The organism is Agromyces indicus (assembly GCF_031432295.1).
GTDB classification, from domain to species: domain Bacteria; phylum Actinomycetota; class Actinomycetes; order Actinomycetales; family Microbacteriaceae; genus Agromyces; species Agromyces indicus.
In genome coordinates this window covers 376,687-390,691 of the sequence record NZ_JAVKGS010000003.1, presented here as the reverse complement: position 1 = coordinate 390,691, position 14,005 = coordinate 376,687, and the positions used below count along the sequence as shown (strand labels likewise).

Sequence of the window (14,005 nt, the reverse complement as noted above, 5' to 3'; positions counted from 1 at the left end):
GGCGGGTGCGAGCATGGGTGCATGCCCGAACCCGAGTCGCCCGCGTCCGGTGCGCGCGGCGCGACGGTCGCCGCCGCGACCGATGGCACGGACTGGCGCGCCCGGCTCGAGGGCCTGACCGGCGCCCGCGCCGACGCGGCGGTCGCCGGCGAGCGTCCGCTCGGGCTGCAGTTCGAGCTCCGGCGGCGCGTGCTGCGCCGGCCGGGCCAGTTCCAGGGCGCGCGCGACGAGCCGGCCCGCCGTGCGGCATCCGTCGACCGACTCGGCGTGCGCCCCGTCACGCGCGGGTCCCGCGGCGCCTGGATCAAGGCGGGCCTCACGTGGCAGAACATCGCCTACCAGGGCGAGTCGGGCGGGTACGACCCCGCGCAGGCACGCTGGTTCGCCCAGTTCGCGGCGCTCAAGGGGTCGCCCGCGGGCGGCATCCCGACGTGGGGGTCGGAGCTCATCACGGTCGACGAGTACGCGTCGCCGCTGTTCTGGGCGCTCCTGGCTGAGGCGCGGCGACTCGGCGTGCACCTGGTGGGGGCGGATGCCACGCCCGACGTCCGGCTCGCCGCGGCGGCGTGGGTCGGGCTCGAGGCGACCGTCGACGCCGAGGGGGCGCTCGCCCTCGTGCCGACGGTCGACGTGGACGGTGCGGCCTCCACGGTCGAGCACGCCCGCGCGGTCGGCGAGCACGGCGTGTACCGCTTCGACTTCGACACGGGGGTGATCGAGCTGGCACCCGTCGCAGGCGGCGCGACCTCGGCGCAGCTCGCGCTGCTCGGCGGCGCCGACGTGCTGCACGTGCCCGCCGCCGACCTCGACGAGTTCCTCCGCGCCCACCACCGCGTCCTCGCCCGAACCCTCCCGATCCGCAGCAGCGACGGCAGCTTCGCGCCGCCGCCCGCCCCGCCGGCCGACCTCGTCCTGACGGCGACGCACGCGCCTGCGGGGTCGCTCCGGCTCGCGTGGGCGTGGGACCACGGCGACGGCCGGACGAGCCCGCTCGCGGCATCGGTCGACCCGGTGCGCTTCGACGGCGAGCCCGTCGAGGCGCGCGCCGCCGTGATCGCCGCCGCCGTCGGCGTGCTCGCCGGCTTCGAGGCCGACCGCGACGAGACCGCCGAGCGGGTGCGCGCGGTGCTCGAGCACGCGCGCGACGACGAGGTCGAGCTGCACGACGCCGACGCGGCCGCGTTCGCCGACCGCGTCGTGCCGCGGCTCGAGGCGCTGGGCCGCGTCCGCGTCGAGGTGGTCGGCGACCCGCCCGACTTCCGCGAGCTCACCGACCGGCCGACGTTCACCGTCACGACGGTCGAGTCCCGCCAGGCCGACTGGTTCGACCTCGGCGTGCTCGTCACCGTCGCCGGCCGGACGGTGCCGTTCATGCCGCTCTTCCGCGCGCTGTCGACGGGCGCGCGGCGGCTGAAGCTCGTCGACAACTCCTACCTGTCGCTGCGGCGCCCCGAGTTCGACGAGCTCAGGGAACTCCTCGACGAGGCCGGCACGCTCGCCGAGTGGGAGACGGGGATGCGCATCCACCGCAGTCGCGCGAGCCTCTGGGCCGACTTCGAAGACCTCGCGGATGCCGCGGAGCCGGCCGTGAGCTGGCGCGCCACCGTCGCCGGGCTCGCCGACGACGCCGCGGTCGAGCCGCTGCCCGAACCCGACGGGCTCGCGCTGCCGCTGCGCCCGTACCAGCTCGACGGGTTCCGCTGGCTCGCCTTCCTCTGGCGGCACCGGCTCGGCGGGATCCTCGCCGACGACATGGGGCTCGGCAAGACCGCGCAGACCCTCGCGCTCGTGCAGCACGCCGTCGAGGCGCAGGGGCGCGGCGCCCCGTTCCTCGTCGTCGCGCCCACGTCGGTCGCGTCGAACTGGGTCCGCGAGGCCGCACGGTTCACGCCCGGGCTTCGCGCGGCCTCCGTCGCCGCGACCGAGGGCGCCGGGCGCCCCACGATCGCCGAGGTCGCCGCCGACGCCGACCTCGTGATCACGACGTACGCCGTGCTGCGCCTCGACGCCGACGCGTTCGCGGCGCTCGAGTGGGGCGGGCTCGTGCTCGACGAGGCGCAGTTCGTGAAGAACCCCGCGACGAAGGCGCACGAGGCCGCCCGTGGCATCCGTGCGCCGTTCCGCCTCGCGGTCACCGGCACGCCGGTCGAGAACCACCTCGGCGAGCTGTGGGCGATCCTGAACCTCGTCGCGCCGGGGCTGTTCCCGTCCCGGCGCGCGTTCGACGAGCGGTTCCGCCGCCCGATCGAGGAGGACGGCAACGCCGAACGTCGCGACCTGCTCCGCCGCCGCATCCGCCCGCTCATGCTGCGCCGCACTAAGGAGGCCGTCGCGCCCGAGCTGCCGCCCAAGCAGGAGCAGGTGCTCACCGTCGCGCTCGCCCCGCGCCACCGGCGCCTGTACGACGCGACCCTGCAGCGCGAGCGGCAGAAGCTGCTCGACCTGCTCGACGACGACCTCGACCGGCAGCGGTTCATCGTCTACCGGTCGCTCACGCTGCTGCGCATGCTCGCGCTCGACGCGTCGCTCATCGACGAACGGCACGCCGGCATGCCGTCGGCGAAGCTCGACGCGCTGTTCGAGCAGCTCGACGACGTGCTCGCCGAGGGGCACCGGGCGCTCGTGTTCAGCCAGTTCACGTCGTTCCTCGGCCGGGTCGCGGGCCGGCTCGAGGCCGAAGGCGTGCCGTACGCGTACCTCGACGGCGCGACGCCGGCCCGCGCCCGCGACGAGGAGGTCGCGCGTTTCCGCTCGGGTGCGGCATCCGTCTTCTGCATCAGCCTCAAGGCCGGCGGGTTCGGGCTCAACCTCACCGAGGCCGACTACGTGTTCCTGCTCGACCCGTGGTGGAACCCGGCGAGCGAGCAGCAGGCCGTCGACCGCGCGCATCGCATCGGGCAGGACCGCCGGGTCATGGTCTACCGGCTCGTCGCGGAGGGCACGATCGAGGAGAAGGTCATGGCGTTGAAGGCGCGCAAGGGCGAGCTCGTCGCGTCGGTGCTCGACGGTGATCCGGGGGCGACGGATGCCGCGCTCTCGGCGGCCGACGTGCGCGAACTGCTCGACGGGTGACTCGGGTCAGCGACGGCGGGACGGGGCGGCGCGGCCGGCGACCGCGGCGGCGCCGGCTCAGGCCTCGACCCAGCGGGGGAGCGGGTCGGGGATCCGCACCCACGCGCCCGGCCCCTCGAGGAGCTCGCGGTCGCTCAGCACGCACGCGTCGAGCGCCGCGGTGAGCCCGGCGATGTGGAGCCTGATGCCCGTGAACACGAGGTCCTGACCGGTGCTCGCGAGTTCCGGCGACGCCTCGTCCGCCGCCAGCGGGTCGAAGGTGATCATCGAGCCGACCTGTTCCCACAGTGCCGCGCGGCCCGGACGCGTCGCGAAGCGGCAGAAGCCCGCCGAGCGGACCAGGGTGCCGTACCGGTGCCCGGAGAGGTCGCCCTCGAGCAGGTGCATCAGTCGCCCCGTGTGGAACGGCCGGGGCTGCTCGTAGCGGAAGGTGCGGACGTCGGGGTCCGTGAACACCGGATCGTGCTCGTCGTTCAGCGCGCGCACCCACCCCGGGCGGTCGCCGTACGGCGTGCGGCCCCGTCGGGTCGCCGGGACGACGACCGTGCTGCCGCGCAGGACGATGCGGGCGGTGGGGTTCAGGTGCGACAGCAGGGCGGTCAACCTGGTCAGCCGGCCGGTCGGCACGCGCTCGTGGTCGACGACGAGGACGAGCTCGGCGAACTCGAGGTGCTGGACCGTGATCGCGGCCTCGGCGACGAGCTCGGGTCCGTCCGGGGCGACCCGGTCGAGGTAGGTCTGCCGGCCGAGGCGGCTGATGATGCTCGTGGCGTCCACGACGGTGACCACGGTCGCATCTCCCGCGTCGGATGCCGCCCCGATCACGTGGGTCACGTCGACGTCGCCCGGGACGGGGACGACCGCCCGCGCGGCGGGCTGCGTGCCCTCGAGGGCGGCGACCAGGTCGGCGACCTCGGATGCCGCGGACGCATGCCCGGCGATCACCCGCGCGAGCCGCGCGCCGGTCGCGGCGGCGAGCTGCTCGGCGTACGTCTCGCGGGCCGCGGTCTCGGCGCCGAGGACCAGGGTCAGCCCGGCCGACCTGGCGACGAACGAGGAGGGGTCGAAGTGGGGCACGGCGGTTCCATCCAGTACAGTTGTTGAGAATCGTTCTCAACAGTATCGGAGATCCGCATGAAGGTCCGCGCCTCGCTCAAGTCGCTCAAGAACCAGCCGGGAGCCCAGGTCGTCCGGCGCCGCGGTCGCGTCTACGTCATCAACAAGCTGAACCCGCGATTCAAGGGCCGCCAGGGCTGACGGCGGCGCCGGGGGACCGAAGCCCCTGGCCGAGGGGGTCGACGCGGCGCAGACTGCGTGCAGACCGACCGCGAGGAGCCGTCATGACCCACGACGTGAGCATCACGACCGTGCCCGAGCGCCACCTGGCCGCCGTGCGCACGAGCACCACCTTCGCCGAGATCCCCACGTTCATGGGATCGGCGTTCGAGCGCGTGGCGGCCCACCTCGGTCCGCTCGGGCTGCTCGGCGACGGGCCCGCCGCGGCGAAGTACGGCGACATGGATCCCGCGACCGGCCGGGTCACGGTGATCGCCGGCTTCGTCGTGCCGCAGCCGATCGAGGGCGACGGCACGGTCGTCGCCGAGGTGCTGCCGGCCGGCGAGGTCGCGACGACCACCCACCTCGGCCCGTACTCGACCGTCTCCGAGGCCTACGACGCGATCGCCGCGGCGATGGCCCTGCACGGTCGCGAGCTCGACGAGTCCACGATGTGGGAGGAGTACTGGAGCCCGCCGGGCACGCCCGACGACCAGACCCGCACGGTCGTCTTCTGTCCGCTGCGGCCCGCCGGCTGAGCCCGCGGCATCCGTCACCCCCCGAAGGGGCCGAGCATCTCGCCCAGCAACCCGCCGAGCCAGAGCCCGGCGAGCGCCGCGAACGTGCACGCCACGAGCACGCCGAGCCCGTTCACGACGGCCGCGCGGGAGCGGCGTTCCTGCGCGAGCCGCACGGTCTCGACGCTCGCGGTGCTGAACGTCGTGTAGCCGCCGAGGAGGCCCACGCCGAGCGCCGTCGCGACCTCGGGCGCGAGCCATCCGCTCGCCGTGACACCCGTGACGACGCCCAGCGCGAACGAGCCCGACAGGTTCACGAGCGCGGTGCCGATCGGGAAGGTGCCCCGAGTGCGAGCCCGCACCAGCCCGTCGAGGAGGAACCGCAGCGCCGCGCCGACACCGCCGAGCAGGGCCGTCGCCACGAACAGCAGCGGCGTCACGACGACGCCCCCGGTGCAGCGCCGCCGCCGGGCCGCGCGGCGAGCGCCGCGCCGACCGCGATGCCCGCCACGCTCAGCGCCGCACCGAGCACGACCGTGCCGAGCGCGTACGCGATCGCCCACCCCGCGAGTCCGGACACGGCGAGCAGGGCCGTGGCGGTCGCGAGGGCGCTGTAGGTCGTGAACCCGCCGAGCACCCCCGTGCCGACGAGCAGGCGGAGGTCGCGGCGCCGGCCCTCGTCGGGCCCCGACCGCACGAGCACCTCGAGCAGCACGCCGAGCGCGAAGGCGCCCGCGAGGTTGATCGCGAACGTCGTGGCCGGGAATCGCGCGAGGTCGGGCGCGAGGAGCAGCAGGGCCTCCCGGAGCGCGGTGCCGACCGTGCCGCCGGCGGCGACGAGCCCGAGCGAGCGCCACCGGCGATGCGGCGGGGCCGCGGTCACGACCCGGAATCCCAGGGCAGCGCCGCGTCGAACCCGACCGGCGCGAGCGGGATGATCACGACCGGTCGGTGCTGGCGGTGGGCGAGGTGCGCCGCGACCGACCCCGTGAACAGCTCGCGGAGGCTGCCGCGGAGCCCGCCGGTGTGCGTGCCCACGACGATCATCGCGGCGTCGAGCGTGTCGGCGAGCCGGGCGAGCGCGTGCGCCGGGTCGCCCGCGAGCGCGCGCGTCTCCCAGGCGATGCCCGTGGGGTCGAGCAGGCGGCCGAGGCGCGACTCGAGGTCGGGGTCGACGCGGTCGGCACCGGCGGCGCGGCCCGGGGTTCCCGCGACATCCGCCTCCGGCAGGGGGAGCTCCGGCAGCGCCAGCTCCGGCAGGCGGACGTCGGGCAGGTCGGCCTCCGGCAGGTCGGGGTCGACGGGCGCCGAGCGGATGCTGCCGTCCGGCCGCTCCTCGACCACGTACCGCCCGCGGTCCACCGTCGCGCACACGAGTCGCGCGTCGAGCTGCGCGGCGAGGGCCGCCGCCTGGATCACGACCGCGTCGGGCTGTCCGGGCACGACCCCGACGACGAGGGTCCGGTGCGGTGATGCGCGCATGTGACCTCCGGGGCCAGCCTCCCACAGACGGGCCGCGGTGGGCAGGCTCGCAGCGCGCGCGACGCGCGAGAATGGAGCCGTGAAGGATCGTGCGAACTGGCTCGTCGCCCTGCAGTTCCTGCTGATCGGGGTGCTGCTGATCGTGCCGTTCACCGTGCCCGGCGCGCCCCTGTGGAGCGGCCAGCAGTCGGCGGTGCTCGCGGTGCTGCTCATCATGGTGGGCGTCGTGCTCGCGGGTGCCGGGGTCGCCGCGCTCGGCCGCGACCTCGTGCCGTGGGTGGCCCCGCGCCCGGGTGCGCGGCTGCGTACGACCGGCGTGTACCGGCTCACGCGCAACCCGATCTACGTGGGCCTGCTGGTCGCCGCCGCGGGGTGGGTGATCTGGTTCGCCCGCATCGACCTCATCGTCGCCTGGGTGGCGCTCGTGGTGGTTCTCGCGGTGAAGGCGCGCGTCGAGCAGCACCGGCTGGTCGACGCGTTCGGCGACGAGTACGTCGAGTACGCCGATCGCACGCCGCTCATGCTCTGGGCCCGCGGCATCCGCTGACCCGCGGCAGCGCCGCAGCCCCCGCACCCGCCGCCCCAGCGGAAGCGCCCGGCGCCCGAACCGCAACCCCTGTCGGCCCGCATCGCCCCGGTCGTACGCTCGGCCCAGGAGGTGGTGTTCGATGGTGAGTTCCACGGATCCGCAGATGGACCCCCAGCAGCAGCCGCGCGGCCGCGAGGAGGGCATCCCGCTCGACCCGGGCTCGGACGGCGAGGAGACCCCGCTCGACGAGGACCTCGACGAGACGGCGCTCGATTCGGCCGAGGCCGACCGGCGCGCCGCGGAGGACGGCACGGTGGGCGAGGCCCACGACCTGCCGAACCCGGGTGCGGCCGACGGCGGTCGGGTGTAGCAGCGGGCGACGGATGCCGCGTCAGGCCGGGTCGCCCACGCGATCCGGTGCGCCCGCGGCATCCGTCGACGCGCGCAGCGGCCCGCTCTCGAGCAGCTTCGCGATCGCCCGCAGCGGGATCGGCGCCCAGTCGGGGCGGTTGCGCGTCTCGTAGATGGCCTCGTACACGGCCTTGTCGAGCTCGAACGCCGCGAGCAGGTCGCGGTATCGGGCGAGGTCCATGCCCGACGCGCCGACGTATCCGTCGATGAAGGCCTGCCGAGCGGATGCCGCCCAGGCGCGGGCCTCCTCGGCGCGCTCCGGGTGCACGAGCTCGGTCGCCCCGGCGACGTAGTCGAACGAGCGGAGCATCCCGGCCACGTCGCGCACGGGGAGGTCGGGGCGTCGACGCTCGTGCATGGGCCGCATCGGCTCGCCCTCGAAGTCGAGGATGAGCCATCCGCGCCCGGGCGCGAGGATCACCTGCCCGAGGTGCAGGTCGCCGTGGACGCGCTGCAGCTCGGGCCAGGCCCCCGCCTGCGCGCGAGCGTAGAAGGCGTCGATCGCAGCCCGGTGGGGAGCGATCGCGGGCACCTCGTCGACCGCGATGCCGAGCCGCCGCTGCCACGCCGCCGTGACCGCCTCGACGAGCCCGCCCGTCGCCGGCTCGCGCTCGAACAGCTCGCCGAGCGACAGGTGCACCTCGGCGACCGCGACCCCGAGCGCGCGGGCGTCGTCGGCGAAGTCCTGGCCGGCGGCCGCGGCGAGGAGGGCGACGCGCCACGCGTCCTCGACGCCCGGCAGGAACTCCTGCGCGAACGCGAGGTGCCCGCGGGCCCGCCCGTCGGGCCGGCCGGTGTCGTCCCACTCGCCGATCACGTCGCCCACGCTCGCGGGCACGTGCCGCGAGCCGGACGCCGCGAGCGCGGTCTGCAGGGTCACGTCCGGATTGTCGCCGTGGTGCAGCTGGCGGTAGACCTTGCAGATCACGGGCGCGGCGCCGTCGGGCCGGTAGACGATCGACGTGTTCGACTGCTCGCCGCCGAGCACGGTCGCGGGCACGCGTGCGCCGCGGGGCCCGGCATCCGTCGCCCCGGAGAAGTGGCCCGCCGCCCATGCGCCGTGGGCGACCGCCCGGCCCTCGCCCACGATGAGCTCGAGGAGCGCGTCGGTGAACGCGGGGTCGTGCGGCCCGTCGTACAGCGCGGTGCCGTCGTCGAGTCGTGCGACGAGGTGAGCGGATGCCGCCGGCACGGCCGCGCTCCGCTCCACGACGGGGACCTGGTACAGCACGGGCGGTTGCGACGCCTCGTCCATGACCAGCAGCGACCGCACGCGGACGCCCGCCTCGTCGACGGGCAGCTCCCACGACCCGATCTCACGCAGCTGCGGCGTGTGCCCCTTGCCGCCGAACCACCGCTGCTGCGGCATCCACTCGGCGATCGCGGCCACGGCGCTGTCCATGCCTGAACCCTATGGCCGCGGCCATCCCGAGTCGAGGAGCCACGCGTCAGGCCTCGGGGTCGCGCCCGCGGTCGCGTCGGCGCACGCGGGGCGCGTCGAGCCCGACGTGCACGCGCGTGCGTCGCCGCTCGATCACGATGAACAGGCTGCCGAGCAGCCAGAGCGGCACCTGCGTGAGGAACGCGAGGCGGAACGCGTCGAGCGTGTAGCGGTCGGGGGTGCCGGCGCCCTGCGCGTCCATCGCGATGCCTATCAGCAGGATCGCGAGGAGCGCCGCCAGGAACCCGCCGACGTTGGTGATGCCCGTCGCGGTGCTGAGCCGGTGGCGCGGGTTGAACGTGCGCGCGTGGTCGAAGCCGATCATCGACGCGGGGCCGCCGGCGCTCATCGCGAACGCGAGGGCGAACAGCAGCCACAGCGGCGCGGTGCCCGGCCAGGCGATGACGACGAGCCACGCGACGACCTGGATGCCGATGAGCGGCAGCACGAGCAGCCGCGAACGTCGCATCGGGTGGCGGCTCGAGAGCGCGCCGATCACCGGGCCGACGAGGACGCCGAAGACGACGTAGACCGTGAAGAGCAGCGACGCCATGCCCGTCGTGAGCCCCTGCCCGATCGTGAGGAACGGGAAGCCCCAGAGCAGCACGAACGCGGTGCCCGAGAACGGCGTCGTGAAGTGGGACCAGAACGCCAGCCGCGTGCCGGGGTGCGCCCACGACTCGCGGAACCCCTGCCGCAGGTCGGCGGACGAGCGGACCACGTGGATCGCGCCCGTGACGGTGTCGACCGAGACGTCGGCGACGCGGCCCGGGGGACGGTTGCGGATCACGGCGAACGTCAGGACGGTGAAGAGCACGCCGAGCCCGGCGAGCGACCCGAACGCGACGCTCCAGCTCGTCGCATGGAGGAGCGCGGCCAGCGGCAGCACCGCGATGATCTGGCCGGACTGGCCGACGAGCCCGGTGAGCTGCACCATGAACGGCGCCTGCCGTTCCGGGAACCAGACCGCGATGACGCGCAGCACGCTGGGGAAGACGGCGGCGTCGCCGGCTCCGAGGAGCATGCGCGCGAAGATCGCCCACCCGACGTCCGGGGCGAACGCGAGCAGCAGCTGGCCGATCGCCATGAGCAGCATGCCCGCGGTGATGACCGGGCGCGCGCCGAACCGGTCGAGCAGCAGGCCGACCGGGATCTGCATGCCGCCGTACACGGCGAGCTGGATCACGGCGAACATCGACAGCGTCGACGCGTCGGCGTCGAAGCGGACCGCGGTGTCGACGCCGACGGCCGCGAGCGAGGTGCGGTTCGTCACCGACAGCACGTACGCCGCGACCCCGACGCCCCACACCAGCCAGAGCCGCCACGTGGGGGCTGTGGGGAGGGGGGTCGGGGTCGTCACGTTGCTTCGAGGCTACCCGTCGGCACGAGCACTGACGAACGGATGCCGCGCGGGGGTCGCCCGGCCCGACGCCCGGCGGGCTAGAGCTGCTCGGCCTGGGAGGCCGCCGCCTCGCCGGCCGCCTCGATGGACTCCTCCAGGCGGAGGCCGCCGTCGGCGCGGGCGGGACGCCCCTCGGCGTCGGCCTCGAGCTCGGCGTCGACGTCGTACGCCGCCTGCTCGAACTGCGAGTTGTAGAGGCGGTAGTAGGCGCCCTTCGCCGCGATGAGCTCGTCGTGCGTGCCCTGCTCGACGATGTCGCCGTGCTCCATCACGAGGATCAGGTCGGCGTCGCGGATCGTCGAGAGGCGGTGCGCGATCACGAACGAGGTCCGGCCCTGCCGCAGCGCGGCCATGGCGTGCTGCACGAGCAGCTCGGTGCGCGTGTCGACGGAGCTGGTCGCCTCGTCGAGGATGAGCACGCTCGGCTGCGCGACGAACGCCCGGGCGATCGTGATGAGCTGCTTCTCACCGGACGAGACGTTCGACGCGTCCTCGTCGAGCACGGTGTCGTAGCCGTCGGGCAGCGAGTGCACGAACCGATCGACGTACGTCGCTCGCGCGGCGGCGATGATCTCGTCGTCGGTCGCGGTCTCGCGTCCGTAGCGGATGTTGTCGCGGATCGTGCCGCCGAACAGCCACGGATCCTGCAGCACCATGCCGGTTCGGGCTCGCACGTCGCGGCGGGTGAGCTCGGAGATGTCCTGCCCGTCGATGAGGATCCGGCCGCCGTCGAGCTCGTAGAACCGCATGACCAGGTTCACGAGCGTCGTCTTGCCGGCACCCGTGGGGCCGACGATCGCCACCGTCTGCCCGGGTTCGACGCGGAACGACAGGTCGCGGATGAGCGGACGCTCGGGCGTGTAGGAGAACGAGACGTGCTCGAACTCGATCACGCCGCGACCCTCGACGGACGCGGGCGCATCCGCGGCATCCGGCGACTGCTCGTCGGCGTCGAGCAGCTCGAACACGCGCTCGGCCGACGCCGTGCCGGACTGCACGACCGCGGCCATGCCGCCGAGCTGCGCGAGCGGTTGCGTGAACTGCTGCGAGTACTGGATGAACGCCTGCACGTCGCCGAGCCGGAGCTGGCCGCCGGCCACCATGATGCTGCCCAGCACGGCGATGCCGACGTAGGTGAGGTTGCCGATGAACATCATGCCGGGCATGATGACGCCGGCCAGGAACTGCGCCTTGAACGCCGCCTCGTAGAGCTCCTCGTTCTCGGCGCGGAACTTCTCGCTCGCGTCCCGCTCGCGACCGAAGACCTTCACGAGCGCGTGGCCCGAGAACGACTCCTCGACACGAGCGTTGAGCCGGCCGACCTTCTTCCACTGGATGCCGAACGCGGCCTGCGACTTCGGCCCGATGATGCCGAAGATCACCGCCATGAGCGGCAGTGCGACCAGCGCGACCAGGGTGAGCTGCCACGAGATCGAGAACATCATCACGAGCACGCCGATGACCGTGAGGATGCTCGTCAGCGCGCTCGAGAGCGACTGCTGCATGGTCTGGGTGATGTTGTCGATGTCGTTGGTGACTCGCGAGATGAGCTCGCCGCGCTGCGTGCGGTCGAAGTAGCTGAGGGGCAGTCGGTGGATCTTCGACTCGACCTGCTCGCGCAGGCCGTACATCGCACGGACCATGATCACGTTGATGACGTAGCCCTGGATCCAGGAGAGGACCGAGGCCACGACATACAGGAGGAGCACGATGATCACGAGCTGGCTGAGGCGGACGAAGTCGATGCCCTCGCCCGGGGTCAGCGTCGCTGCGGAGACGATGTTCGCGAGGTCGTCCTGGCCGTCGGCGCGCAGCTGCTGGACGACCTGCTCCTGCGTGACGCCCGCCGGGAGCTGCAGCGAGATGAAGCCCTCGAAGATGACGTTCGTCGCCTCGCCGAGCACGCGCGGGGCGATGACGGTGAGCACGACGGCGATCGCGCCGAGCACCGACACGAACGCGAACGACCACTTCCACGGGGCGAGCAGTCCGATCATGCGTCGGAAGCTCCGGCCGAAGTCCTGCGCCTTGCCGGGCGCGATGGCGTTCCAGTCCCCGGAGTTGACGCGGGCCTCCTCGGCGAGCTGCTGCTCCTCGAGCTCCTCGGCGGTGAGCTCCCGACCGTTCACGTCGGCGCTCATGCCTGGGCCTCCACTCCGAGCTGGGATTCGACGATCTCGCGGTACGTCTGGCACGTCTCGACGAGCTCGTCGTGCCGGCCGACGCCGACGACCCGGCCGTCCTCGAGCACCACGATGCGGTCGGCGTCGGTGATGGTGGAGACGCGCTGGGCGACGACCACCTTGGTCACGTCGGGCAGTTCACGCCACAACGCCTGCCTGAGTCTCGCGTCGGTCGTGAGGTCGAGGGCGGAGAACGAGTCGTCGAAGACGAGGATCCGGGGCCGGTGCACGATGGCACGGGCGATCGCGAGCCGCTGCCTCTGCCCGCCGGAGACGTTCGTGCCGCCCTGCGAGATGCGGGCGTCGAGGCCGCCCTCCATCTCGGCCACGAAATCACGGCCCTGAGCGATCTCGAGGGCGTGCCAGAGGTCGGCGTCGGTCGCCTCCTCGCGGCCGAACCGCAGGTTCGAGGCCACGGTGCCGGCGAACAGGAACGGCCGCTGGGGCACGAGCCCGATGGTCTTCCACAGTTCGTCGAGGTCGGCCTCGCGCACGTCGACCCCATTCACGAGCACCGCGCCGCCGGTGACGTCGAAGAGCCGGGGGATGAGCGAGACGAGCGTGGTCTTGCCGGCGCCGGTCGAGCCGACGATCGCGACGGTCTCGCCCGGGTCGGCACGGAAGGTCACGCCCTCGAGCACGCCGTGCTCGGCGCCCGGGTACTGGAAGGCGGCGTCGCGGAACTCGACGGTGCCCGGTGCGGGGAAGTCGCCGACGGGCTGCTCGGGGCGAGTGAGCGTCGACTCGCTCGCGAGCACCTCGCCGATGCGCTCGGCCGAGACCGCCGCCCGGGGGATCATGATCGTCGTGAACGCGGCCATCAGCACGCCGCTCAGGATGATGCCGACGTACTGCATGAACGCGAAGAGGGTGCCGACCTGGACCTGGCCCGCGTCGACTTCGATGGCGCCGAACCAGATGACCCCGACCACGGTGACGTTGAGCACGAGCATGAACAGCGGGAACAGCGTGATGAAGAGCGTGCCGACGCGACGGCCCACGTCCATGATGTCGTGGTTGGCGACGCTGAACCGCTGCTCCTCGATGGGCTCGCGGACGAACGCGCGCACCACCCGGATGCCGGTGAGCTGCTCGCGCAGGACGCGGTTGACCGCATCGAGGCGCACCTGGAAGGTGCGGAACAGCGGCACCATGCGACTGATGACGAGCGTCGCCACGACGAGGATCGTGATCACCGCCGCCCAGATGAGCCAACTCAGGCCCGCATCCTGCTGCAGTGCCATGAAGATGCCGAACCCCGCCATGAGCGGCGCGCTCACGAGCATGGTGCCGCCGGTCATCGCGAGCATCTGCACCTGCTGCACGTCATTGGTGTTGCGCGTGATGAGGGAGCCGGGCCCGAAGTGCGAGACCTCCCGCTCCGAGAACGCGCTGACCTTGTCGAAGACGTCGTTGCGGATGTCGCGACCGACGCGCATCGCCGCCTTGGCGGCGAAGTAGGTGGCGATGATCGCCGCGACGATCTGACCGAGCGAGATCGCGAGCATCAGCCCGCCGGTCGACCAGATGAAGGCGGTGTCGCCCTTGGCGATGCCGTCGTCGATGATCGCGGCGTTGAGCCGCGGAAGCGTCAACGTCGCCGCGACGGACAGGATCTGGAACAGCAGGACGCCGACGATGAGCCACGTGTAGGGCTTGAGGTAGCGGAGGAGGAGACGGCCGAGCACGTGC

13 protein-coding genes are annotated in these 14,005 nt (G+C 73.3%); 5 read left to right on the top strand and 8 right to left on the bottom strand.

Features of this window, described 5'->3' with window-relative positions:
- The first annotated feature begins 21 nt into the window (after positions 1 to 21).
- A complete protein-coding gene (locus tag RH861_RS11720; protein ID WP_310521108.1) occupies positions 22 to 3,072 on the top strand; it encodes a DEAD/DEAH box helicase in 3,051 nt (1,016 codons plus the stop codon).
- Between the two features lie 57 nt (positions 3,073 to 3,129).
- Here the strand turns inward: RH861_RS11720 and RH861_RS11715 are convergent, their stop codons facing one another.
- On the bottom strand, positions 3,130 to 4,149 hold the full coding sequence (locus tag RH861_RS11715) for a GTP-binding protein (protein WP_310521107.1): 1,020 nt from the start codon (positions 4,147 to 4,149) through the stop codon (positions 3,130 to 3,132).
- A gap of 57 nt (positions 4,150 to 4,206) precedes the next feature.
- Between RH861_RS11715 and ykgO the strand changes: the two genes are divergently transcribed.
- Both ykgO and RH861_RS11705 read left to right on the top strand, forming a co-directional pair.
- The gene (gene ykgO, locus RH861_RS11710; RefSeq protein ID WP_067949122.1) at positions 4,207 to 4,329 is read left to right on the top strand and encodes a type B 50S ribosomal protein L36; all 123 of its coding nucleotides are present in this window, start codon (positions 4,207 to 4,209) and stop codon (positions 4,327 to 4,329) included.
- 83 nt (positions 4,330 to 4,412) lie between these two features.
- Positions 4,413 to 4,886: a GyrI-like domain-containing protein gene (locus RH861_RS11705; RefSeq protein ID WP_310521106.1), complete on the top strand. Its 474-nt coding sequence runs from the start codon at positions 4,413 to 4,415 to the stop codon at positions 4,884 to 4,886.
- Positions 4,887 to 4,900: 14 nt separating this feature from the next.
- On the opposite strand, the gene crcB is transcribed toward RH861_RS11705, so the two are convergent.
- Genes crcB through RH861_RS11690 form a run of 3 tightly spaced genes read right to left on the bottom strand, consistent with a single transcriptional unit; the run spans position 4,901 to position 6,347 of the window.
- Positions 4,901 to 5,305 (bottom strand): fluoride efflux transporter CrcB, encoded by a 405-nt coding sequence (gene crcB, locus RH861_RS11700; protein ID WP_310521105.1) that lies wholly within the window; start codon positions 5,303 to 5,305, stop codon positions 4,901 to 4,903.
- Complete coding sequence (locus tag RH861_RS11695) at positions 5,302 to 5,748, bottom strand: fluoride efflux transporter FluC (protein WP_310521104.1); 447 nt, start codon at positions 5,746 to 5,748, stop codon at positions 5,302 to 5,304. Before RH861_RS11695 ends, crcB begins: the two co-directional genes overlap by 4 nt.
- On the bottom strand, positions 5,745 to 6,347 hold the full coding sequence (locus tag RH861_RS11690; protein WP_310521103.1) for a universal stress protein: 603 nt from the start codon (positions 6,345 to 6,347) through the stop codon (positions 5,745 to 5,747). The genes RH861_RS11695 and RH861_RS11690 overlap by 4 nt, the downstream gene beginning before the upstream one ends.
- Before the next feature lie 79 nt (positions 6,348 to 6,426).
- Here RH861_RS11690 and RH861_RS11685 point away from each other — a divergent pair, with 79 nt between their 5' ends.
- Positions 6,427 to 6,894: a methyltransferase family protein gene (locus RH861_RS11685; protein ID WP_310521102.1), complete on the top strand. Its 468-nt coding sequence runs from the start codon at positions 6,427 to 6,429 to the stop codon at positions 6,892 to 6,894.
- Between the two features lie 145 nt (positions 6,895 to 7,039).
- On the top strand, positions 7,040 to 7,246 hold the full coding sequence (locus RH861_RS11680; protein WP_248598747.1) for a hypothetical protein: 207 nt from the start codon (positions 7,040 to 7,042) through the stop codon (positions 7,244 to 7,246).
- 21 nt (positions 7,247 to 7,267) lie between these two features.
- Here the strand turns inward: RH861_RS11680 and RH861_RS11675 are convergent, their stop codons facing one another.
- The 4 genes from RH861_RS11675 to RH861_RS11660 form a co-directional block, all read right to left on the bottom strand.
- On the bottom strand, positions 7,268 to 8,689 hold the full coding sequence (locus RH861_RS11675) for a maltokinase N-terminal cap-like domain-containing protein (protein ID WP_310521101.1): 1,422 nt from the start codon (positions 8,687 to 8,689) through the stop codon (positions 7,268 to 7,270).
- 46 nt (positions 8,690 to 8,735) lie between these two features.
- Positions 8,736 to 10,088 (bottom strand): MFS transporter, encoded by a 1,353-nt coding sequence (locus tag RH861_RS11670; protein WP_310521100.1) that lies wholly within the window; start codon positions 10,086 to 10,088, stop codon positions 8,736 to 8,738.
- An 80-nt stretch (positions 10,089 to 10,168) separates the two neighbouring features.
- Positions 10,169 to 12,271: an ABC transporter ATP-binding protein gene (locus tag RH861_RS11665; RefSeq protein ID WP_067949142.1), complete on the bottom strand. Its 2,103-nt coding sequence runs from the start codon at positions 12,269 to 12,271 to the stop codon at positions 10,169 to 10,171.
- Entirely contained in the window at positions 12,268 to 14,001 is a 1,734-nt protein-coding gene (locus RH861_RS11660) for an ABC transporter ATP-binding protein (RefSeq protein WP_310521099.1), read from the bottom strand. The genes RH861_RS11665 and RH861_RS11660 overlap by 4 nt, the downstream gene beginning before the upstream one ends.
- Positions 14,002 to 14,005: the final 4 nt, after the last annotated feature.

What these genes read in the sequence shown, in the direction of transcription:
- RH861_RS11720 (WP_310521108.1), top strand. Translation starts at nt 22, where the DNA reads ATGCCCGAACCCGAGTCGCCCGCGTCCGGTGCGCGCGGCGCGACGGTC.
- ykgO (WP_067949122.1), top strand. Translation starts at nt 4,207, where the DNA reads ATGAAGGTCCGCGCCTCGCTCAAGTCGCTCAAGAACCAGCCGGGAGCC.
- RH861_RS11705 (WP_310521106.1), top strand. Translation starts at nt 4,413, where the DNA reads ATGACCCACGACGTGAGCATCACGACCGTGCCCGAGCGCCACCTGGCC.
- RH861_RS11690 (WP_310521103.1), bottom strand. Translation starts at nt 6,347, where the DNA reads ATGCGCGCATCACCGCACCGGACCCTCGTCGTCGGGGTCGTGCCCGGA.
- RH861_RS11680 (WP_248598747.1), top strand. Translation starts at nt 7,040, where the DNA reads ATGGACCCCCAGCAGCAGCCGCGCGGCCGCGAGGAGGGCATCCCGCTC.
- RH861_RS11675 (WP_310521101.1), bottom strand. Translation starts at nt 8,689, where the DNA reads ATGGACAGCGCCGTGGCCGCGATCGCCGAGTGGATGCCGCAGCAGCGG.
- RH861_RS11665 (WP_067949142.1), bottom strand. Translation starts at nt 12,271, where the DNA reads ATGAGCGCCGACGTGAACGGTCGGGAGCTCACCGCCGAGGAGCTCGAG.